The organism is Stenotrophomonas indicatrix, assembly GCF_002750975.1.
In the GTDB taxonomy this organism is placed as follows: domain Bacteria; phylum Pseudomonadota; class Gammaproteobacteria; order Xanthomonadales; family Xanthomonadaceae; genus Stenotrophomonas; species Stenotrophomonas indicatrix.
In genome coordinates this window covers 1,227,427-1,247,922 of record NZ_PEJS01000001.1, presented here as the reverse complement: position 1 = coordinate 1,247,922, position 20,496 = coordinate 1,227,427, and the positions used below count along the sequence as shown (strand labels likewise).

The 20,496-nt window shown below is 67.2% G+C and carries 19 protein-coding genes and 5 tRNA genes; 2 read left to right on the top strand and 22 right to left on the bottom strand.

All coding sequences use genetic code 11. The features are described from left to right. Window positions 1–8 precede the first annotated feature (8 nt). The 5 genes from CR918_RS05820 to CR918_RS05800 form a co-directional block, all read right to left on the bottom strand. A complete protein-coding gene (locus tag CR918_RS05820; RefSeq protein ID WP_238492684.1) occupies window positions 9–554 on the bottom strand; it encodes a DUF4124 domain-containing protein in 546 nt (181 codons plus the stop codon). A gap of 91 nt (window positions 555–645) precedes the next feature. Continuing rightward, window positions 646–1,206, bottom strand: a complete 561-nt coding sequence (locus CR918_RS05815) for a DUF998 domain-containing protein (RefSeq protein WP_133119670.1) — start codon at window positions 1,204–1,206, stop codon at window positions 646–648. Between the two features lie 137 nt (window positions 1,207–1,343). Further along, window positions 1,344–1,417, bottom strand: a tRNA-Cys gene (locus tag CR918_RS05810). Window positions 1,418–1,482: 65 nt separating this feature from the next. Then, a tRNA-Gly gene (locus CR918_RS05805) sits at window positions 1,483–1,558 on the bottom strand. Between the two features lie 153 nt (window positions 1,559–1,711). After that, a tRNA-Gly gene (locus CR918_RS05800) sits at window positions 1,712–1,787 on the bottom strand. 74 nt (window positions 1,788–1,861) lie between these two features. Here CR918_RS05800 and CR918_RS05795 point away from each other — a divergent pair. Further along, window positions 1,862–2,314 (top strand): hypothetical protein, encoded by a 453-nt coding sequence (locus tag CR918_RS05795; RefSeq protein ID WP_133119669.1) that lies wholly within the window; start codon window positions 1,862–1,864, stop codon window positions 2,312–2,314. Window positions 2,315–2,326: 12 nt separating this feature from the next. Here CR918_RS05795 and CR918_RS05790 read toward each other — a convergent pair whose 3' ends face one another. Genes CR918_RS05790 through CR918_RS05775 form a run of 4 tightly spaced genes read right to left on the bottom strand, consistent with a single transcriptional unit; the run spans window position 2,327 to window position 6,606 of the window. Beyond that, on the bottom strand, window positions 2,327–3,238 hold the full coding sequence (locus tag CR918_RS05790; RefSeq protein WP_099842236.1) for an HlyD family secretion protein: 912 nt from the start codon (window positions 3,236–3,238) through the stop codon (window positions 2,327–2,329). Then, entirely contained in the window at window positions 3,235–3,963 is a 729-nt protein-coding gene (locus CR918_RS05785; RefSeq protein ID WP_025875189.1) for an ABC transporter ATP-binding protein, read from the bottom strand. Before CR918_RS05785 ends, CR918_RS05790 begins: the two co-directional genes overlap by 4 nt. A 10-nt stretch (window positions 3,964–3,973) precedes the next feature. Next, the gene (locus CR918_RS05780; protein ID WP_099842235.1) at window positions 3,974–5,113 is read right to left on the bottom strand and encodes an ABC transporter permease; all 1,140 of its coding nucleotides are present in this window, start codon (window positions 5,111–5,113) and stop codon (window positions 3,974–3,976) included. Further along, a complete protein-coding gene (locus tag CR918_RS05775) occupies window positions 5,110–6,606 on the bottom strand; it encodes a TolC family protein (RefSeq protein WP_099842234.1) in 1,497 nt (498 codons plus the stop codon). Before CR918_RS05775 ends, CR918_RS05780 begins: the two co-directional genes overlap by 4 nt. 41 nt (window positions 6,607–6,647) lie before the next feature. Between CR918_RS05775 and CR918_RS21265 the strand changes: the two genes are divergently transcribed. Beyond that, on the top strand, window positions 6,648–7,115 hold the full coding sequence (locus CR918_RS21265; protein WP_223485043.1) for a hypothetical protein: 468 nt from the start codon (window positions 6,648–6,650) through the stop codon (window positions 7,113–7,115). Between the two features lie 67 nt (window positions 7,116–7,182). On the opposite strand, the gene CR918_RS05765 is transcribed toward CR918_RS21265, so the two are convergent. The 13 genes from CR918_RS05765 to CR918_RS05705 all read right to left on the bottom strand — a co-directional run bounded on the left by CR918_RS05765 (window position 7,183) and on the right by CR918_RS05705 (window position 20,442). After that, a tRNA-Gly gene (locus tag CR918_RS05765) sits at window positions 7,183–7,258 on the bottom strand. Between the two features lie 105 nt (window positions 7,259–7,363). After that, window positions 7,364–8,470 carry an NAD(P)/FAD-dependent oxidoreductase gene (locus CR918_RS05760; protein ID WP_099842233.1) on the bottom strand — a complete coding sequence of 369 codons (1,107 nt, stop codon included), beginning with the start codon at window positions 8,468–8,470 and terminating at the stop codon, window positions 7,364–7,366. Between the two features lie 138 nt (window positions 8,471–8,608). Further along, window positions 8,609–8,684: transfer RNA gene (locus CR918_RS05755), tRNA-Gly, on the bottom strand. A gap of 262 nt (window positions 8,685–8,946) precedes the next feature. Beyond that, window positions 8,947–9,573, bottom strand: coding sequence for a CDP-diacylglycerol--glycerol-3-phosphate 3-phosphatidyltransferase (pgsA, locus tag CR918_RS05750; RefSeq protein WP_025875200.1), 627 nt, complete (start codon window positions 9,571–9,573; stop codon window positions 8,947–8,949). Between the two features lie 17 nt (window positions 9,574–9,590). Further along, window positions 9,591–11,435 carry an excinuclease ABC subunit UvrC gene (uvrC, locus tag CR918_RS05745; RefSeq protein ID WP_088100368.1) on the bottom strand — a complete coding sequence of 615 codons (1,845 nt, stop codon included), beginning with the start codon at window positions 11,433–11,435 and terminating at the stop codon, window positions 9,591–9,593. After that, a complete protein-coding gene (locus tag CR918_RS05740) occupies window positions 11,432–12,844 on the bottom strand; it encodes a hypothetical protein (protein ID WP_099842232.1) in 1,413 nt (470 codons plus the stop codon). Before CR918_RS05740 ends, uvrC begins: the two co-directional genes overlap by 4 nt. Next, a complete protein-coding gene (locus tag CR918_RS05735; RefSeq protein WP_080149290.1) occupies window positions 12,841–13,329 on the bottom strand; it encodes a low molecular weight protein-tyrosine-phosphatase in 489 nt (162 codons plus the stop codon). Before CR918_RS05735 ends, CR918_RS05740 begins: the two co-directional genes overlap by 4 nt. Further along, window positions 13,326–14,099: a 3-deoxy-manno-octulosonate cytidylyltransferase gene (gene kdsB / locus CR918_RS05730; RefSeq protein WP_025875212.1), complete on the bottom strand. Its 774-nt coding sequence runs from the start codon at window positions 14,097–14,099 to the stop codon at window positions 13,326–13,328. The genes CR918_RS05735 and kdsB overlap by 4 nt, the downstream gene beginning before the upstream one ends. A 75-nt stretch (window positions 14,100–14,174) precedes the next feature. Then, window positions 14,175–15,194, bottom strand: coding sequence for a tetraacyldisaccharide 4'-kinase (lpxK, locus tag CR918_RS05725; protein WP_025875213.1), 1,020 nt, complete (start codon window positions 15,192–15,194; stop codon window positions 14,175–14,177). Next, on the bottom strand, window positions 15,194–16,942 hold the full coding sequence (gene msbA, locus CR918_RS05720; protein WP_025875215.1) for a lipid A export permease/ATP-binding protein MsbA: 1,749 nt from the start codon (window positions 16,940–16,942) through the stop codon (window positions 15,194–15,196). Before msbA ends, lpxK begins: the two co-directional genes overlap by 1 nt. Next, window positions 16,939–17,361 carry an ExbD/TolR family protein gene (locus CR918_RS05715; RefSeq protein WP_099783502.1) on the bottom strand — a complete coding sequence of 141 codons (423 nt, stop codon included), beginning with the start codon at window positions 17,359–17,361 and terminating at the stop codon, window positions 16,939–16,941. The genes msbA and CR918_RS05715 overlap by 4 nt, the downstream gene beginning before the upstream one ends. 3 nt (window positions 17,362–17,364) lie before the next feature. After that, window positions 17,365–18,027 carry a MotA/TolQ/ExbB proton channel family protein gene (locus CR918_RS05710; RefSeq protein ID WP_025875219.1) on the bottom strand — a complete coding sequence of 221 codons (663 nt, stop codon included), beginning with the start codon at window positions 18,025–18,027 and terminating at the stop codon, window positions 17,365–17,367. A 3-nt stretch (window positions 18,028–18,030) separates the two neighbouring features. Then, window positions 18,031–20,442, bottom strand: coding sequence for a DNA internalization-related competence protein ComEC/Rec2 (locus CR918_RS05705; RefSeq protein ID WP_099842231.1), 2,412 nt, complete (start codon window positions 20,440–20,442; stop codon window positions 18,031–18,033). Window positions 20,443–20,496 lie beyond the last annotated feature (54 nt).

The window sequence follows — 20,496 nt, the reverse complement described above, 5'->3', positions numbered from 1 at the left end:
CAGCTGCATCAGGGAGAAGACGCTGGCGCGTTGGAGTACTTCTCGCGAACCTCCTTTTCGCGGTCGCGACGCGCACTCGAGCAGCGCTCGCGGGCTGTCGTCATCTGGCTGTCGGCCGAGGTCCGTTCAGAACTCAACGACTGCTGCAGACTGGAAATCTGCGCACGGATGCCGGATTCGCTGGTGGCGCCGGCGAGATTGCTGCTCGCTGCAGCCAGCTGCCGGTTCAGATCGGCCACCTGCTGATTGACCGCTTGGCTGCGCGATTCCAGCGGGCCGTAGATGCGCGACTGCTCGCTCTGCAGGCAGTTGCGCTCGACAATGCCGGCGTCATTCAATTCGGCAGTGCGATAGACTGCGGTGCGGTTGGCAAGCTCGCCAGCCGATTCCGCTGCGGCGCGGTTGGAGCGCAGCTTCATCGGTTCTGCGCCGGCACCGCACGGATGCTGTGAATAGGTGGTTTCACCGGACGCACCCTTGCACTTGTAGACCTGTGCCGATGCCAGCGGCGCGACCAGCAGTAATGCCAGGACGATGCCAGATTTCATGTTCATGCCAGACCTCCTGTCCCGGGCCCTGCGGCCCCGTTTGGCCATACGCTACGACTGATCGTACCTGCGGGCAAATGCCACCGCGCCAGGCCAATCAGCGCCGGGATCGACTCAGCTCCAGCGCGGCGAAGGTGTACCAGCCGAACGCCGGCAGCAGCGCGATGCGCTGGGTGAGGCCGCGATAGGGCTCCGGGTCGAATCCGGAAAGCATCAGCCACAGATAGGCCATCCCCAGCAGCGAGATGGCACGCGCAATCCAGGCCATCCGCGTCGACGCAGCAGGGCCCAGCTCGGCCAGGAACAGCAGCGGGGTCAGGATCGAGAAGATGCCGATGCCATAGAGGCCATGCAGCGGGCTGCCCGTGGTGAAGACGCCATTGCTGACCATGGACACCCCGAACAGGATGGAGGTGAGCACAGTGAGCGCGAAACGGCGACCTTGCGCGAGCAATGCAAGGCTGAAGACGATGATGGCCGAGCCACTGACCACCGCGCCGACCTGCACCGCCTTGGCTGGCAGCCCCTGCATCAGGCCCAGCTCGCTGAGATGCTGGGAGAGCGGGTGGTAGCCGGGCACGGTGAATGCAAAAGCGATCAGCGCCAGCATGGCGCCGAGGGGAACGTACACCGCCTGCTGGATGGCCAGGTTCCGCACTGCAGTCACCACCGCTGAAGAGAAGTGCGGCGACGTTAGCAGCCGGTCCCGCCGGGTCGCATGTGCAGTTTGGTACCCCTGCTGGCGCCAGGGGACGCGCAAAGAAAAAGCCCTGACCGGAGTCAGGGCTTTTCAATTGGAGGCCTCAAGCGGAATCGAACCGCTGTAAACGGATTTGCAATCCGGTGCATAGCCACTCTGCCATGAGGCCAACGTACTGCGATCAGGAACGACGCCCTGACATGACAAAACCCCGCGATGGGGCCTGTCGGAACATGGAGCGGGAAACGAGACTCGAACTCGCGACCTCAACCTTGGCAAGGTTGCGCTCTACCAACTGAGCTATTCCCGCATAAGCCGTATGGTACCGGAAGCCCGGGACACACACCAGCCATTTCACAACAGTTTTCACTTTTCTGACTGCGCGAAGAGCCTTGTGGCTCAACGTGCCCCGCCTTGCCGTGGCGGGAGAAAAACAAGGCCCCAACCGGGGCCCTGTGCAATCTGGAGCGGGAAACGAGACTCGAACTCGCGACCTCAACCTTGGCAAGGTTGCGCTCTACCAACTGAGCTATTCCCGCAGATTCTCCGACCTGCGTCGAAGGAGCGCTATTGTGTCCAAATTCCTTCACGCCGTCAACAGTCCGCAGCACCGATGAACCCGCCCACGAGACCTCGTTTCGCCCGCCTGTGCTGGAGCCTTGTCGCCCTGGCCTGGCTTGCGGTGATTGCTGCACTGATCAATGCGGGCTTCACCCCGGACTATTGGATGCTGCGCCACTTCGAAGGCGCAACCCTGCCCTACCCCACCGGCGCGGTCATCCAGTTCGCTGTACTGGCCGGAGCGGAACTGTTGGTCACCGTGCTGATCGTGCGTCCCTGGAAACCAGGGCGCGTGTGGTTGCGGCTGCTGATCGCCCTGGTGCTGCTGCTGGCCTGGTCGTTCCCGTGGCTGGCCGCTGCCCTGCACCAGGCGCCGGTGCAGGGTATGCATCTGCTATGCCTGCTGCTGCTCGACCTGGCTGTGCTGCTGGCGCTGTGCGTGGTGTCGCTGGCCAGTGCGTGGCGGGCGCTGACCGGGAAACAGACCCGACGCGCACATCCCTAGCGAAGCACGCCCCTACCTGTGGAACTCCACCCGCACATGCTGGCCGACGCGCGCCTTGGCGGCGCTCTCGAATTCCAGCACGCACTCCACCACCTTGGCCACGCCGCGCCCTGCGTCTTCGGGCAATCGTGCCTGCGCGAACACCGGGCTGATGCGGACCACACGTGCCACCGGCAGTGGCTTGCCCTCTGCGCCATCGCTATCGATCACCACCGTCGCACGCATGCCAACCTGCACGGCATCGGCGTAGGCCGCACTCAGCTCGGCACGCACCTGCAACGGTCGAGCCGGCAACAGTGACATCGCCGGCTTGCCGGCCTGCACGAACGCACCCACGCCCGGCACTTGGCCGACCACGATGCCGGCGTCCGGTGCGGTCAGCGACATCTGTCGCAGCTTGAGCCTGGCGTGCTCCAGCTTGTGCTGGGCCAGGTCGACCTGCGCTCCGGCCACATCCACATCGGCGCGGACGCCGGCCAGCTGCTGCCTCGCTGCGTCGGCCTGCTGGCTGGACGACACGCCTTCACTGGCGCCGGTGGCCAGGCGGGTGGCGTTGCGCTCCAGTTCGCGCAGCTGCGCCTGGCTGCCCTTCAGCCGATCGGTGGCCAGCGCGAGATCGGCATTGGCCATGCCCACCTCCTGTTCAAGCAGTGCGCCATCCAGGGTGAGCAGGACATCGCCCTTGCGCACCACCGCCCCTTCCTTCACCGGTGCGGTGCTGACCGAACCATCCATCGCTGGTACCAGTGCAATCAGCCCGCCTTCCACATCGATGATGCCGCGCGCGACGGCGACGTTGTCCGCGCTGGCGGCCGTGGCAGCGGTCGGCTGCGCGGGTACGGGTGCATCCTTGCTGCAGGCACCCAGCAGCAATGCCGCGCCCAAGGAGAAGCTGAGGGAGAACAACGGCGGCATTCTGGTCATGGGCTGGGCTCTACGGTTTCGTTCTGGCGGCGGTCATCGCGGACCGTGCCGTCTTCCATGGCGATCACCCGATCCGCATGGCGGATCAGGCGTGGATCATGGCTTACACACAACACCGTGGCCTGATGCGCGCGTGCATAGCGGTGCAGGATGTCGATCACGCGCTGGCCGTTCTCGGCGTCCAGTGCGCTGGTGGGCTCATCGGCGAAGATCAGCGTGGGTGACTTGGCGAACGCACGGGCGACGGCTACGCGCTGCTTCTCGCCGCCGGACAGCTGTGCCGGGCGCATGTGGCTGCGGTGCGAGAGGCCGACTTCGTCCAGCGCCTGCCGCGCCAACGGCTCGCTGTCGCGGTTGCGCATGCCGCGATAGCCCAACGGCAGCTGCACCTGCTCCAGCGCCGTCAGCGCCGGGAACAGGTTGAAGCCCTGGAACACGAAACCGACGTGGTGCAGACGGAAGCGCTCCACCTCGCTGCGGGTCATGTGGCTGACGTCCTGGCCAAGCGCATGCACGCGACCGCCATCAGGCGTTGAGAGCCCGGACATCAGCGACAGCAGCGTGCTCTTGCCGCAGCCGGAGGGGCCCGATACCAAGGTCAATTCGCCGGGATAGATGTCCAGCGACAGGCCACGCAGCACGGGCACATGCACATCGCCGGACACGAAGCCCTTTTCGAGTGCGTCGGCACGCAGGGTCGGGATCGCGATGGGAGCATTCGTCATCGGTGGCCCCTCAACGCAACAGCAGCGATGGATCGGAACGGACGACGCTGCGCACCGCCATGATGCTCGACAGCATGGCCATCACCGCGACCAGCGCCACGCAGCCAAGAACCACCATCGGCGTGAGCTGTACCGGTACGCGCTGGGTCTGCGCGGCCATCAGCACCACCGCGCTGAAAGCTGCGGCCAGCAGCATGCCGACACCACCGATCAGCACGGCCTGTTCGAACACCACACGGGCCAGCGCGTAGCGGCCTGCGCCGAGCGCATTGAGGGTGGCGTACTCGCGTACCGACCCGGCCACCACTGCGGCAAATGACTGGTTGGTGATCACCGCGCCGACGAAGCAGACGATGACCGCCATGAACAGCACTGCGATGCCGGCGCCGGTATCGAACAGCCAGTACTGCTGCGAACGACTGGCGAACTCCGGCGCTGTCCAGAACTCGACGGGCGTGGCGCGGCCCGTCGATGCACCGAGTCGATCGCGCGCGCGCGCGGCCAGCTCCGGTGAGCGCGTGCCCGCCACGAAATAGGTGCTGCCTTCATGCGGATCGGTTCCGGCGATGGCACGCGCGGTATCCAACGACGCCAGCACGTTGACGCCGCCAAGGCCACGCAGGCCGGGTTGCGCGGCAACCACACGCACGGCCTTGCCATTGATCCACGCGCGGTTGCGGTGCAGATCGACGCCCAGCGTATCCAGGTCCGCGCTGTCGACGATCACCGCACCGGGTTCGCGCAACCGCGCACGCAGATCGGGCGACAGGATGCGCGAGAACATCATCGCGTCGCCTGCCGTGGAGATGCCGGACAGATACACCGACACGTTGCCGGCACCCTGTGCGCTGGAGCGCCACTCGCCATCGACCCACTCGTAGGGTTCGACGCGGGTGACATCCGGGTCCATCCGCAGGCGATTCTCTACATCTGCACTGATCGCATGACCGTAGTTCACGCTCTGCGTGCCGGCAAAGCCCGCCCAGACATCGGCGCTGGATGCCTTCACGTAGATCGCGGCGGTGCCGAAGATGCCCAGCACCAGCGCCGCCTGCACGATCAGCAGCACGCCGGCGAAACACATGGCCAGCACTACCGGCAGGAAACGGCGCCACTCGTAAACCAGGGTCTTGCGGGCAAGCGCGATCATTGCGCGTCGCCTTCAGGCTCGACTGGCAAGGGAGCACCGCCCACTGCGCGATAGAGCGATGCGAATGCAAGTACGCGAGCACCCTGCGCGCCGATCAGGTCGGCCTGCGCGGACAGCGCGGCACGCTGGGTTTCCAACCCGTCGAACTCACTGGAAAGACCAAGCTGCACCTGCCGGGCCTGTCGTACGACCTGCTGCCGGGCTGCTTCGTCGGCCACCTGCAGCGACTGGATGCTGCTGTCCTGGCGGGCCAGGCTGCCCAGTGCACCCTCCACTTCCGCCACGCCCTGCAGCACTGCCTTGCGATACCCCAGCAAGGCTGCATCCAGCTGCTTGTCGTCGGATTGATAGCGCGCGCGACGTTGGCCCCAATCCCACAGAGGGATATCGATGTAGGGACCGATCGATGGGCTGGAATCGGAATTGGAGCGAGCATTCTGGGTCAGGTTGTAGGCGTAAAGGATGGAACCGCCCAGGCTCAGTTTCGGGAACATCGACGCGCGTGCACTGCCCTTTTCGGCGGCAGCCTGCAGCACATCGGCCTCGGCCAGCAGGATCTGCGGGCGATGGCGCAGCAGATCGGCGGGTACCTGCTGCAGGGTGAAGGCGCTCAGCTGCGGTGGCGTGCGGTAGGCATTCCAGGCCGGATCCGGACCATCGCGACCCAGCAGCAGTGCCAACGCGCGCGAGGCGTTGCCCGCGTTTTCATTCGCCTGCGCAATGGCCGCGCGCGTGGCCGCCCGCCGCGCGCGCAGACGATCCAGTTCACCGGGCTCGTCCAGATGCAGGCGCTGCCGTACCAGGCCCAGTTGCTCGCCACGTGCGTCAACGGCCTGCTGCCTGCCCAGCAGATCCACCTGCGCCTGCGCGACGGAAAGATCCAGGTAGCTGCGCACCACATCAGCGATGACCGCCACCTGCGCCGCATCGCGCAGTGCTTCGGCATTTCCGTTGGCCGCTTGCGCGCTTAGACGGGCACTCTCCGCTGCGCCAAACAGGCCAAGATCCCAGATCGCTTCAACGCCGGCGTGGAAGTACGTGTCGACTGCGGCGGCGTCCTGCACCTGCTTGGCACTGGCGGAGATTTCCGGACGGAAGCGCGCATCGGAGGTGCCCGACACCAGGCGTACCGCCTGCAACCGCAGGGTGGCCTGGCGCAGGTCCAGATTGCCGGCGACGGCCTCGTCCACCAGCGCGTTCAAGCGCGCATCGGCCAGCACCTTCCACCACTGCCGCGCGTCGACCGCTACGCCCTGCCCTGCGGCGGTCTGACTCCAGACTGCTGGCACGCGATCAGGCAGATCGGGAACCGGCACCGACATGCAGCCCACCAGCATCATGCTGGTCAGCAGCGCCCCGGTACCCAGGACGATGCGCGGGACGACGCCATACCGGCGCGCGAACGCTGCCGGGAAAGTGATGCGACTGGCCACCCGCCCGCCTTCGTGGAGAGAGAAGCCGAGGAGGCTACGCCGCGATTGTGGAGTGGACATGGAGAATCGGTCGGAGGTGCGTTACAGCGCGTGTGCGGTGCATGCATTGCGAACCCTCGGCCTTTCCACAGCCTTTCATCGGCGCCGCCAAGCTGAACGCTGGACTGTCCGCGGGCGCTGCGGCACATTGTCCTGAACGCTTCCACTGGCAGGCAATACGCTTGAAATCCGCCCTTCGCCGCACGCTCGGCATCTTCGCGACCGTGCTCATCGTGGGCACGACGGCGATCTGCCTGACCACTCCGTTGGCGTCGAACGCGGCCATGCTGCTGATGGACCGCAGCAACTTCATTCCCGCGCAGTCGTCGATCTTTTCCTTCGAGCCCTACGTGATCAACGAGGGCTCGTCGAACTACTGGTTGTACGGCCAGGACCGGAACTACTACTACCACTTCACCTATCAGGCCGACGCCCCGTATCTGTACATCACGCGGAAGAACGCCTGCGCCGGCTTCGATCGTGCGGACGTGCGAACCTGGTGCGGTGCGGGCCGAGGCAGCCCGCGCTAGCGCGATCGCAATCCCTTTCCGGTGCGCAAACGAAAAACGCCCCCTTGCGGGAGCGTTTTTCTGAATCTGGAGCGGGAAACGAGACTCGAACTCGCGACCTCAACCTTGGCAAGGTTGCGCTCTACCAACTGAGCTATTCCCGCAGATTCCGTTCGACCTGCGTCGAAGGAGCGCTATTGTGTCGGGATTGCTGCACGGCGTCAACAGGATTCTGCTGCCCCCTCATGAAGCAGCGTTCAGCTTCAGGATCACATCCGCACGCCCCGCCGATGGAAGTAGATCTGCTCGGCCAGCCGGCGCATCGGGCCGGTACGCAGCAGCGCATTGACCGGCCAGTCCCGCTGCAGGTGGTCCATTGCCCAGCGCAGCATGCGCTTGCGGTGAAAGGTGGGGGCGGCCTGACGCGCCACCTGCTCTGCGGCCGGCCCCTTGCCGCGCCGGTGCAACCCGATCGCATCACCGACCGCCCAGCCATGCCGCCATGACGAGTGGATGCCGCCGGCCGACAGCGGCGAGACGACACCTGACGCATCACCGGTCAGGATCACGCCCGGCGCAGTGATCGGGCCATCCGGCAACCCGCAGGGCACCAGGCCCGCGCGGGTGCCGGCAACCTGGGCCGAGTGCGGAAGTCCCACAACGTCGCGCACGTGTTCAAGGAATCCCTCGATATCCGGCGCGCGTGCATGTGCGGGATCATGCCGCAGCGCCAATCCCACCTGCACGCCGGTGGGATTCTGCGCGGCCCAGCCGATGTAGCCGGGTGCGAACCGGCGGCTGACAAAGCAGTGCAAGGCATCGCCTTGCGGCAGCTGCACGCCGGCAAACTCGCGCTCGACGCCATACAGATTGTCGCGCACCTGGCCCAGGCCGGTACGCTGGGCAACACGTGATCGTGCGCCATCAGCGCCGACCAGATAGGCCGTGCGCCCCACCCCTTCAACCTGCCACGCGTCGCCGTCGCGGCAGGCGTCGGTGAACGACTGCTGCAGCCGCAGGTCCACGCCACTGGCACGCAGTTCGCTGGCCAGCCAGCGCATCAGGTTCGGCGTATCGGTGGTGAGGAAGTAGTAACCCGGTGCGGTCAGCAGCACGTTGTGCAGGTTCGGCGCATACAGGCGCACGCGTGCGACGCGTTGCACGAGATGATCGGGCATGCGCCCCAGCCAGGTCTGTTCCATCGCCTCCTTCACCACGATACCGGTGGTGTGCAGGCGTTCGCCAAGGTCGGCCTTGCGCTCGAGCACGCAGACGCGCAGGCCGTACTGAGCGGCGGCAAGTGCGCAGGCGGCACCACCAAAGCTGGCGCCGACGATGACCACGTCGTAGTCGTTGGCAGGGGGAGTGTGAGGCATCGCGGCATCACCTTGCTGGATCCGGGAGTACAGCGTGGGATCGGCGCATGGTGAGGCGATGGAGTGGCGGTGAAGTGGGGATGAAGCCGCTCCGGCCAAACGAAAAACGCCCCCTTTCGGGAGCGCTTTTCTTGAATCTGGAGCGGGAAACGAGACTCGAACTCGCGACCTCAACCTTGGCAAGGTTGCGCTCTACCAACTGAGCTATTCCCGCTTGGGAGGCGAAATTCTACCTGTTCTGCGCAACGCGTCAAGGCCTTTTTTTCAGGCAGATCGAGAGGTCATGGAATGCGTCATCCACGCATGGCGTGGATCTACCGCAGGACACATTCCAGGCGATCCACGCCATGCGTGGATGAGGGATCACGCGAAGCCCCACACAGTGCAAGCATGCCCAGTAGATCCACGCCATGCGTGGATGATGGCAGCGATGGGGTCAGAGCCCTTTCCTTCGGAAAGGGATCCGACCCCGGTGCTCAGTTGCCCAGCTTCTTCTGCCGCGAACGCTCGCGCGCGGCGCGCTCGTCGTCACGCAGGCTGGGCCAGGCGGCGTGCAGGTACTGCAGGCCCGACCACAGGGTCAGCACCGCGGCAATGGCCAGGGTCCAGTCACCGATATGGAATACCGGCGGGCCCATCCAGATGTCGTCGACCGGAACGTTCGGCGCCACCGAATACAGCAGGCACAGCAGCGCGACCATCTGCGCGGTGGTCTTGACCTTGCCGATCATCGCCACCCGCACCTTGGCACGCTGGCCGAGTTCGGCCATCCACTCGCGCAGCGCCGACACCGCGATCTCGCGGCCGACGATCACCGCCGCCCAGAACGCCATCCACGGGGTCGGATGCCCCTGCACGATAAGGAACAGCGCCACCGCCACCATCAGCTTGTCCGCGACCGGGTCGAGGAAGGCGCCGAACGCCGACTCCAGGCCGTAGCGACGCGCGATCCAGCCATCGAGCCAGTCGGTGATCGCGGCCAGGCCGAAGATCGCCGCCGATGCGAAGTTGGTCCAGGTGTAGGGCAGGTAGAACACCAGCACCAGCACCGGGATCATCACGATCCGCAACAGGGTCAGCCAGGTGGGCAGGGTCAACGTCATGCGGCTTTATTCTCTCTCTACTCGGCCGGATCCGGCGCGGCCAACCCGTGCAGGTTAGCGTAGATGCGCGCTGCGAGGGCGTCATTGATGCCTTCCACCTTGGCAATTTCCGCTTCTCCGGCCGCTTTCAGGCCGACCAGACCGCCAAAATGCTTCAGCAGGCTGGCGCGCCGTCGCGGCCCGATGCCGGGGATGTCTTCCAGTTTGCTGGTCATCCGGGCCTTCTGCCGGCGCCCGCGATGGCCGGTGATGGCGAAGCGGTGCGCTTCATCGCGCACCTGTTGGATGAACTGCAGGGCGGGATCGGCCGCACCCGGGCGCAGTTCGCGGCCATCGGGCATCACCAGCGCTTCGTGGCCGGCACGGCGTTCCACGCCTTTGGCCACGCCCACCAGCAGCACGTCTTCCACGCCCAGATCGGCCAGCGCCGCCTGGGCCTGTGCCAGCTGGCCGGCGCCACCGTCGATCAGCAGCACATCCGGCAGCACGCCCTGCTCCTCCACCGCGCGGCGGAAGCGGCGATCGATCGCCTGGCGCATCGCGGCGTAGTCATCGCCCGGCTCGATGCCACTGATGTTGAAGCGGCGGTACTGCGCACGCACCGGGCCGGCCGCATCGAACACCACACAGGAGGCCACGGTGGCTTCGCCCATGGTGTGGCTGATGTCGAAGCACTCCACCCGCTTTACCGGTTCGGCCAGCCCCAGCATCACCCGCAGCGCTTCGCTGCGCGCGTGCTGCGCGGTGCGGCTGTTGATCTCGGTGGCCAGGGTCAACTGCGCGTTGCGGCTGGCCAATTCCAGGTAGCCGGCGCGCTCGCCGCGGACGTTCCATTTCAGCTGCACCTTGCGCTCGGCCGAGGCCGACAGTGCGGAACCGATCAGATCGGCATCGGGAATTTCGCGGTCAAGCAGGATCTCGCGCGGTGGATCGAATTCGATGTAGTACTGCGAGACAAAGGCCGCCAGCACTTCATCCGGGCTTTCCTCGCCGTTGGTGCGGGGAAAGAACGGGCGGGTGCCCAGGTTGCGGCCATCACGGAAGGCCAGCAGCATCACGCAGGCCTGCGAGCCCTGCATGGCCACCGCCAGTACGTCGAGGTCGGCCGCGCGGCCGTCCACGTACTGGCGGGTCTGCATGCTGCGCAATGAAGTAATCAGATCGCGCAGTCGCGCGGCCTGCTCGAATTCCAGCGCTTCGCTGGCCACCTGCATCTGCTCGCCGAGCTCCCGGGTCAGCTCATCGCTCTTGCCTTCCAGGAACATCGCCGCGCGGCGCACCGACTCGGCGTAGTCCGCTGCTGGCACCAGTTCCACGCACGGCGCGCTGCAGCGTCCGATCTGATACTGCAGGCAGGGCCGCGAGCGGTTGCGGAACACGCTGTCTTCGCAGCTGCGCAGCTTGAACAGCTTGTGCATCAGGTTCAGCGTCTCGCGCACCGCGGTGACGCCGGGATACGGCCCGAAATAGCGCCCAGGAATGGCACGTGGACCACGATGCAGGGCGATGCGCGGCCAGTCTTCGCGGGTCAGCAGCACATGCGGATAGGTCTTGTCGTCGCGCAGGGACACGTTGTAGCGCGGCGACAGCGACTTGATCAGCTGGTTTTCCAGCAGCAGCGCTTCGGCTTCCGAGCGCGTTACGGTCACGTCCATGCGCACGATCTGCGAGAGCATCGACATGATGCGCGCGTTCTTCGGACTGCCGTTGAAATAGCTGCCCACGCGGTTGCGCAGCGCGCGGGCCTTGCCGACGTACAACAGCGTGTCGTCGGCCGCGTACATGCGGTACACGCCCGGGGCGGTACTCAGCTGGGCCGCGAATGCCTTGCCATCGAAGGTCGGGACAGGAACAACGGTCATTCGCTGATCGGCACTTCGCTGAGCACGCCGCTGTCAGGGTCCAGGCGCAGTACGGTGTGGGAATCGGTTTCGGCGATCCACACCGCGCCGGCACCGACGGCCAGGCCGGCCGGGCCATGCAGGCGCCGCGGCAAGGGCTGGGTGGTCAGTTCGCCGCCGCCCAGGCGCAACGTGCGCAGGCGGCCATTGCCGGTATCGGCGATCCACAACAACGGGGCATCCGGGCTCAATGCGATCGCCTGCGGGAACTGCAGGCTGGCCTGCGCACGCGGGCCATCGTCCTCGCCGAAACGCCAAGTGCCCTGCCCGACCAGGGTCTGCACCAGGTCACCGCGCAGCTGCAATGAACGGATCGAAGAGCCCAGCGCATCGGCCACGTACAGCACCTGCTGGACCACGGCCACGGCGGTGGGCTGGGCGAACGCGGCCAGATGGCCACTGCCGTCGCGCTCGTCGATGGCGCCGCTGCCGGCGCGCCACTGCAGGCTGCGCTGGCCGAGGTGGTAGCTCCAGATGCGGTTGTCGCCGGCCATGGCGACGTGCAGCTGGTTTTCGGCGATGGCCAGGCCCACCGGATGATCCAGCGACACCTGCCGTGGCTGCGTCACCGGCCCTTCCACGGGGGCGCCCGGACGGCCGTTGCCGCACAGGGTGTCGACCAGGCCGGTCAGCAGGTTGATGCGGCGCACGGCATGGTTGCCGGTGTCGGCCACGTACAGCGACTCACGCTCCAGCGCCAGCGCCTGCGGCCGGTGGAAAGCGGCTTCGGCGAGGTTGCCGTCCATGAAGTCGGCGGTACCCAAGCCGAACTGACGCAGCACGCGGCCGCCATGACTGCATTCCAGGATGCGGTGGTGGCCGCTGTCGGCGATGTACAACCGTTCCTGGTTCACTGCCAGACCCATCGGGAATCGCAGCGCCTGGCGGGGTTCGGGGTGCAGCTCGCTGCCGCCACGCGAAGGGGCTGACGGCGCACCCTCGCAGAGGGCATTCAGGGCCCGCTCCAGCTCGCCGGGCACGCCCTGGCCGATCAAGCGCTGCTGTTCGCGACCCTGCGCGTCCAGCAGCACCATGGTCGGCCAGGCGCTGACGCCGAAGCGGCGCCAGCCATCCCAATCGGCGTCAAGCAGCACCGGCATGGTCAGGCCCTGGCGGCGCAGCAATTTCAGCGCAGCCGTGGCATCACGCTCGAAGTCGAAGCGCGGCACCTGCAGCACCAGAGGTTGCAGCTTGCCGGGGTGGCGTGACAGCCACTGGCTGAACTCGGCCAGCCGTTGCGCGCTCCATGCGGAAGCCGCGTTGACGAACAACAGCGCGACCGGCCGGCCACGCAGTTCGGTCAGGGTGCAGGGCGCGGCATTGAGCCAGGCGGCGAACTCGGGCAGGTCCGGGACGGGCTGGATGTTCATGACCCGATTATGCCGGAGTCGGCGTGATGCAACAGGCGTGCCACGGTGCGTTCGGCAGCAGCGTCGACCAGCGACCAGACCTGTTCGAAATGATCGCTGCCACCGGTATAGGGATCGGGAATCGCACGTTCGCCCTGCCCGCCCGACCACGGCAGGTACAACGCCAGGCGCTCGCGCTGGGTGGCGGTAGCAAGGCGAGCGGCATCACGCAGATTGGCCTCGTCGGCGCACAGGATCCAATCGAAAGCATCGAAGTCCTGCCGCTGCAACTGCCGCGCGCGCAGGCTGCCAAGGTCCACGCCATGCCCGGCCGCGCATGCAATGGCACGCCGATCGGGTGGCTGGCCCACGTGCCAGTCGCCGGTACCGGCCGAATCGACCTGCACCCGCCCAGCCAGCGCCGAGGCATCCAGGCGGGCACGCAGCGCGCCTTCGGCCATCGGCGAGCGGCAGATGTTGCCGAGGCAGACGACCAGCAGCCTCATCGCGCGGCCATCGCCTGCAGCAGCGTTTCGGCGCGCTGCAGGTCTTCAGGGGTGTCGATGCCCGGCGGGAAGGGTTCGGGCGAGATCGCCACGGCAATCGGGTAGCCTGCTTCCAGCACGCGCAACTGCTCCAGCGATTCCACCTGTTCCAGCGTGCCCGGCCGCATCGAGGCGAACTGCTGCAGGAAACCGGCACGGTAGCCATAGATGCCGATGTGGCGCAGCCACTGATGGCCTTCGGGCAGGGTGTCGCGGCTGCGGGCGAAGCCATCGCGATGCCAGGCGATGGGCGCACGGCTGAAGTACAGGGCCTCGTTGCGCACGTTGCGCACCAGCTTGACCACGTTGGGGTCGAACAACGTGTGGGCATCCTCGACCGGCGTGGCCAGGGTCGACATCGGTGCGCTGCCCGCCACCAGTGCCTCGGCCACGGCGCGGATGCCGGCAGCCGGCGCGAACGGTTCATCGCCCTGCAGGTTGACCACCACGGTGTCATCGGACCAGCCCGCGATGCGCGCGCACTCGGCTAGGCGATCGGTACCCGAGGCGTGCGAGGCAGCGGTCATCGCCACCTTCACTTCCGCCAGGCCGGACAATGCGTCGGCAATGCGCTGGTCGTCGGTCGCGACCCATACCTCACCTGCGCCGGCCTGCAGCGCGCGGCGCGCCACATGCAGCACCATGGGTTCTCCGCCCAGCAGGCGCAGCGGCTTGCCCGGCAGCCGCGAAGCGGCATAGCGGGCCGGGATGGCAACAACGAAGTCGGTCATGCGGGCGGTACTCGGCAGGCGCGATACAGCAGGAATGCGGCCGGCGGCGTGCATTTGCAAGCGCCGCACGGCCCCTCAGTTCGGTCGCAGCTTGTCCAGGCGATCGGTCAACGCGATCCAGAAAGCAGCAGGCATCTCGGCACGCAGCGGCACCGCGTACTGCCAGTCATTGGCGAACGCGCGGCACTTCACGGCATCCTTTTCGGTCATCAGCACCGGCAACTGGCTGCCAAAGGACAGATCCTGCGGCTGGTAAGCATGATGGTCGGCGAAGGCGTGCGGCACCACGCCGATCGCACGCGCGCGCAGCATGTCGAAGAAGCGTTGCGGATGGGCGATGCCGGCCACGGCATGCACGCGCTGGCCCGCGAAGTACGAAAGGGGACGTGCGCGCCCGCCGGCCAGCGGCTGTGCACTGTCGATGTGCAGGGCCATCGGCCATTGGCCGAAGCCACAGGCCTGGGCAGCCGCCGCTCCATCCGCCTGGCCCAGGTTGACCACCCGGAAATCGCATTCCGCTGCGCGGCTGACCGGCTCGCGCAGCGGGCCGGCGGGAATCATCCGGCCATTGCCATAGCGGCGCTGGGCATCAACCACCTCGATCTCGATGTCGCGCGCCAGCCGGTAGTGCTGCAGGCCGTCATCGCAGACGATCACGTCGCAGCCGGCGGCGATCAATGCCTTGCCCGCTGCCACGCGGTCACTGTCCACGCGTACGGGCACGCCGGTCTTCCAGGCGATCAGCACCGGCTCGTCGCCCCCCAGGGCAGTCGGCGTATCGGCTTCCACCCAACGTGCCTTGTCCGCTTGCTCACGGCCGTAGCCGCGGCTGGCGACACCGGGCTTCCAGCCCGCGGCCCGCAGGCGCTCGACCAGGGCGATGGTCAGCGGCGTCTTGCCGGTGCCGCCGGCGGTGATGTTGCCAACCACGATGACCGGCACCGCCAGCGCATGGCGCTTGCGCCAGCCACGCCGGTACAGGCGCCGGCGCAGCGCGGTGACGCCGGCATACAGCGGCGCCAGCAGTCGCATCGGCCACGGAGCCGGGCTGCCGTCGTACCAGTACGGCGGGGTCTGGGTACCTTTGCCCGCCATCAGTCCTGCCTTTCGCGGAACTGCATGTTGTGCAGGTGCTGGTACAGGCCGCCCATCGACAGCAGCTCCTGGTGGGTGCCGCGTTCAACGATGCGGCCATGGTCCATCACCAGCACCTGGTCGGCATGCTCGATGGTCGACAGGCGATGCGCGATCACCAGCGTGGTGCGCTCGGGCATCAAGCGCTGCAGCGCATCCTGCACCAGGCGCTCGGATTCGTTGTCCAGCGCCGCGGTAGCCTCGTCCAGGATCAGGATCGGTGCATCGCGCAGGATCGCGCGGGCGATCGCCAGGCGCTGGCGCTGGCCGCCGGACAGCAGCGCGCCATTCTCGCCTACCGGCGTCTGCAGCTGCTGCGGCATGCGTGCGATGAACTCCCAGGCATTGGCCGCCTCGGCAGCTGCACGGATCTGCTCGTCGGTGGCATCCATGCCGTAGGCGATGTTGGCCGCGATGGTGTCGTCGAACAGCATGACCTTCTGGCCGACGATGGCCACCTGCCGGCGCAGATCGGCCAACGGGTACTCATCCAGGGCAACGCCGTCGAGCAGGATGCGGCCACCGTTGGGTTCGTAGAAGCGCGGCACCAGCCGGATCAGGCTGGTCTTGCCGCTGCCGGAACGACCGACGATGGCGGTGACCGTGCCCGGCCTGGCAACGAAGCTGATGTCGTCCAGGGCGATGCCACTGTCTTCACGGTAACGCAGCATGACGTGCTCGAAGGCCAGTTCGCCGCGTACGCGCTGCACCGCGTGCTTGCCCTCGTCGCGCTCGACCGGCATGTCGATGATGCCGAACAGGCGCTCGGCCGCAGCCACACCGCGCGAGATCGAAGTCTGCACGCTGGTCAGCCGCCGCAGCGACGGAATGATGGCCATCATCGACGTCATCAGGCCCATGAACTGGCCCGCATTGAGCTTGCCGGCCAGTGCCTCGCGGGTGGATACCCAGACGATGACTGCCAGCGCCAGCGCCGCCAGGAACTGGACCACGCTGGAGGCCGCCGCGCGGGTCACTTCCACCTTCATGTTCAGCGCCAGCATGCGGTTGGCCAGGCGCGAGTAGCGCGAGATCTCGTGCTGCTGGGTGCCGTGCACCTTCACTTCCTGCTGCGCGGCCAGCGACTGCTCGGCGGTCTGCGCCATGGTGCCCATGCCGTCCTGGATGCCGCGGCTGATGCGCCGGTAGCGCTTGCCGACGTAGGACACGATCACGCCGATCAGCGGCACCACCACCAGCATCGCCAGGGTCACCTTGACGCTCATCTGCAGCATCACCGCCAGCATGGCGATGATGGTCAGGGTATCGGCCACCACGGTCTTCAGCGCGTCGGCACTGGCCTGGGTGACCTGTTCGGTGTCGAAGTTCAGGCGGCTGACCATCACCGGCGTCGCCTCGGCATCGAAATGCGAGGACGGCAGGTGCAGGTACTTCTGCAGCACCTGTTCACGCAGGTCGCGGACCACGCTGCGGCCGGTCTTGGCCAGCGTGTAGTCGCTGACCCAGGTGGCCACGCTGCGCATCAGGAACAGGCCGAGAATGGTCAGCGGCAGGATCACCGCCATGCGCGGCTCGGGGTTGACGAACCCGCGGTTGACCAGCGGCTCCATCAGCTTGGTGAAGTGATAGCCGGCCAGGGCTTCGACCACCATCGCGATGACCGCGCCGATCATGAACACCCAGTAGGTGCGGGTATAGCCCAGCAGTCGTTTGTAGATCGGCCACACTGGCGCGTGATGGGAACTCATGGACGCACCTCTGGCGCTGTTGCAATGGCGATACGACGGAAGCCGAGCTGGCCCAGCGCGTCCTGCGCGGTGACCACGGCCTGATAGGGAGTGCGCGCGTCGGCACGCAGCAGCACGGTCTGTTCGCGGTCGCTGCCGGCGACGGCCGCAATGGTCTGCTTGACCGACTCGACGTCGCTGCGCAGCACTTCCTGATCGTTGACGAAGTAGCGGCCGTCAGCGTTGATCAGCACGCTCAGCGAGCGCGGCGGCTCGTTGGTCTGCTGCGGGCTGGCGGTCGGCAGTTGCACCTGCAGCGTCGATCGCGCATCGAAGGTGGTGGTGACCACGAAGAAGATGATCAGCACCAGGATGACGTCGATCAGCGGCACCAGGTCGATATGCGGCTCATCCTGGGACCGGTCGTTGCCGATACGCATCGATCAGGCCTTTGCCGTAGCGGCGGAAGACGCGCGCGCAGCAGGGGCCGGGGTCATCACCCCGGGGCGACCGTCCAGCGTATCCAGCAGCGCGCTGGCTTCCTGCTCCATCTCCACCACGTAGCCGTGGATGCGGCCCTTGAAGAAGCGGTGGAACATCAGCGCCGGGATCGCCACGATCATGCCGGTGGCGGTGCACACCAGTGCCTTGCCGATACCGCCGGCAAGCTGGTTCACATCACCCACGCCGTGGTCGAGGATGCCCAGGAACATCTGGATCATGCCAACGACGGTGCCCAGCAGGCCCAGCAATGGGCCAGCCGAGGCGATGGTACCCAGCGCGTTGAGGAAACGCTCCATGCGGTGCACCAGATGGCGACCGGTGTCCTCGATGCGCTCACGGATCTGGTCGCGCGGGCGGTTGCGCGCTTCCAGCGCGGCGGCCAGCAGGGCACCCAACGGTGAATTGGCACGCAGGGTCTGCAGGTGCGCCGGGTCCAGCTTGCCGCGCGCGGCCCAGTTGCGGACCTCCTGGCCCAGGCCAGGCGGCAGCACCTCGTTACGCCGCAAGGACCAGAAACGCTCCAGGACGATCGCCAAAGCCAGTACGCCCAACAGCAGCAGCGGCACCATCGGCCAGCCACCGGCCTTGACCAGTTCCCACACGTTTCAACCCTCCGGCCCAGCGGCCGCTTGTTCGATCGGCGATAGGATAGCAGCCGACCGAGCTCGCCCAGCGGCATCCCACCACCGGGCGGCGTGGATACGCTGTTCACGCAGCTGCAGGCCTTGTGCGCCAAGCCATACGCGGATCGCGCCCGACTCGGCGGTGGACAGCACTTCGGCGCCCGCCGCCTGCCAGCGCCGCACCACGTCACGTTTCGGGTGGCCAAAGTGGTTCCGGTGCCCGGCCGAGACCAGCGCCAGCCGCGGCGCCACCGCCTTCACCCAGTCCGGCGTGGAACTGCCTCCGCTGCCGTGATGGGGCACCAGCACCATGTCCGCACGCAGCATATCGGCAGCGCCCGCCAGCAGCGCCTGTTCGCCTTGCCGGCCGATGTCACCGGGCAGCAGCACTACCCCGTGCGCGCCAGCAACCCGCAGCACGCAACTGGCTTCGTTGTCGGCGCCCTTCCCGCCAACGGCAGGGAACGCGGCGGGCGGATGCAGCACCTGGAAATCGACCCCGTCCCATTGCCAGCGCAGGCCCTGTTGGCAGCTGCCGGTCGTGGCAATCGCACTGCCCGGTGGAGCCAGGACGTGCAGTCCCGGCAGTTGCTGGCGCAGCGCGGCGAGGTTGCCGCTGTGGTCCAGGTGGTCGTGACTGATCATCAGCTGTGCCGGCGGCTCCTGTCCCAACGCCCGCAACGTCGGCAGCAGCATCCGCTCCTCGCCCTCGCTGCCGGCTGGCGGGCCGACGTCATACCAGAGTGCGTGCCGGGCGGTCCGCAGCAGCACCGCCGCGCCCTGGCCGACATCGTGCACCACCAGTTCCAGCTCACCCTGCCGCGGCCCCGACCGTGCCGGCCACAGCAACGGCAGGCACAGCAGAGAACCGGCAAGCCCGGCCCCGGCGCCGCGTGGCAACAGCCACCAGAACACCCCCAGCGAGGCCGCCGGCAACGCCCAGGCCGGCCCCTGCGCCAGCCACCACATCGCCTGCGGGTGCTCGGCCAAGGGTTGCAGCAGCTGCCAACTGGCCTCGAACACCCAGGCAGCCGTGCGCCAAGGCCACTGCCCTGCCCCGGTGCGCAGGACCTCCAGAGCGGTTCCCAGCAGAGCCAGAGGCACCACCAGCAGGCTCCACAGTGGAATGATAGGCAGGTTCACCAGCGGCCCCAGCCGTGCGCTGCCACCGAACAGTGCCACCGCCAGCGGCAGCAGAGCGACGCTGGCCACCCCCTGCCCTGCCAGAGCGCCGCGCAGCATCGCGGCGAACCCCTTCGGCCGCCCCTGCGGCAGGCACCACAGCAACCACAGCACCCCACCGAAACTGAGCCAGAAGCCCGCAGACAGCACCGACAGCGGTGCCGGCAGCAGCATCGCCAGCGCGGCCAGCGCCAGCCCCTGCGCTACCGTCACCGGACGGCGGGCAACGCGCGCCAGGGCCAGCACCGCGATCATCAGCGCAGTACGCACGGTCGGCAGCTCGCTGCCTGCAACAACGGCATAGCCGGCTGCTGCCACCGCCGCCGCACAGGCCGCCGCCTGCGGTCGTGGCCAGAACCGGGCAAGCCCCGGCCAGGATCGCCAGAGCGCAGAACACAGCAATGCGGCGAAGCCCGCGACGAGACCGACATGGAAGCCGGAGATGGCGATCAGGTGGGTCAGGCCCAGCGCGCGCAGCTGCGCCCAATCGACGTCGGACAGGCCACGCGTATCGCCCAGTGCCAAGGCCTGGATGAACCGCGCCGACGGGTGTGCGATCTGCCTGGCAATGGCGGCACTGGTGCGCTCGCGCCACGCAGGTAGACCATGCGCAGGGCGCAGCCGTCGCGTGGAATTCGAGTCGCGCACGCTGGCGTTTCCTGCCAGCCCACGCAGCAGCGCATGCCGCTCGCCATCGAAGCCCCCCGGGTTGATGCGTGAACGTGGCGGTCGCACGCGCAGCGACAGCCGCCAGTCAGCTCCGGCGTGCAGGTGATGTCTCTGATCAACCTCGGCCTCGGTCGGCCCACCCCGTGGCGCGTGCCAGAGCACCTGCAGCCGCTTTCCACGCAGCGTCGGCATCGCATCGGACGCATCCACCCGGAACTCGAAGCGGGTGTGTGCAGGCGTTTCCTTCGGCAGATCGATGACCTGCCCCCGGACGAGCACATCCTGCGCAGCAGAACCGGCCGGCAGCTGCGTCTGCATTGCCCAATACCCGTGGCAGCAAGTCCAGGCCAAGCCGAACAACAACGCAGCCGCCGCGCGTCCGCGCCAGCGCACCACCCAGCCCAACGCGGCCACGACGGTCGCCGCAACAGAAGCCCACAGCGGTGGCAACACCGGCAGCAGCACGCAGACCAACGCACCGGCAACCAGAGCGGCAGCGCACGCGGGGCCAAACAAGGGCGACAAGGTCCGATCGGCTGCCATCGACACAGCGTGCCGAGGCGCGGCCTCACCCAGCCATCAGGCAACACCGTGTGG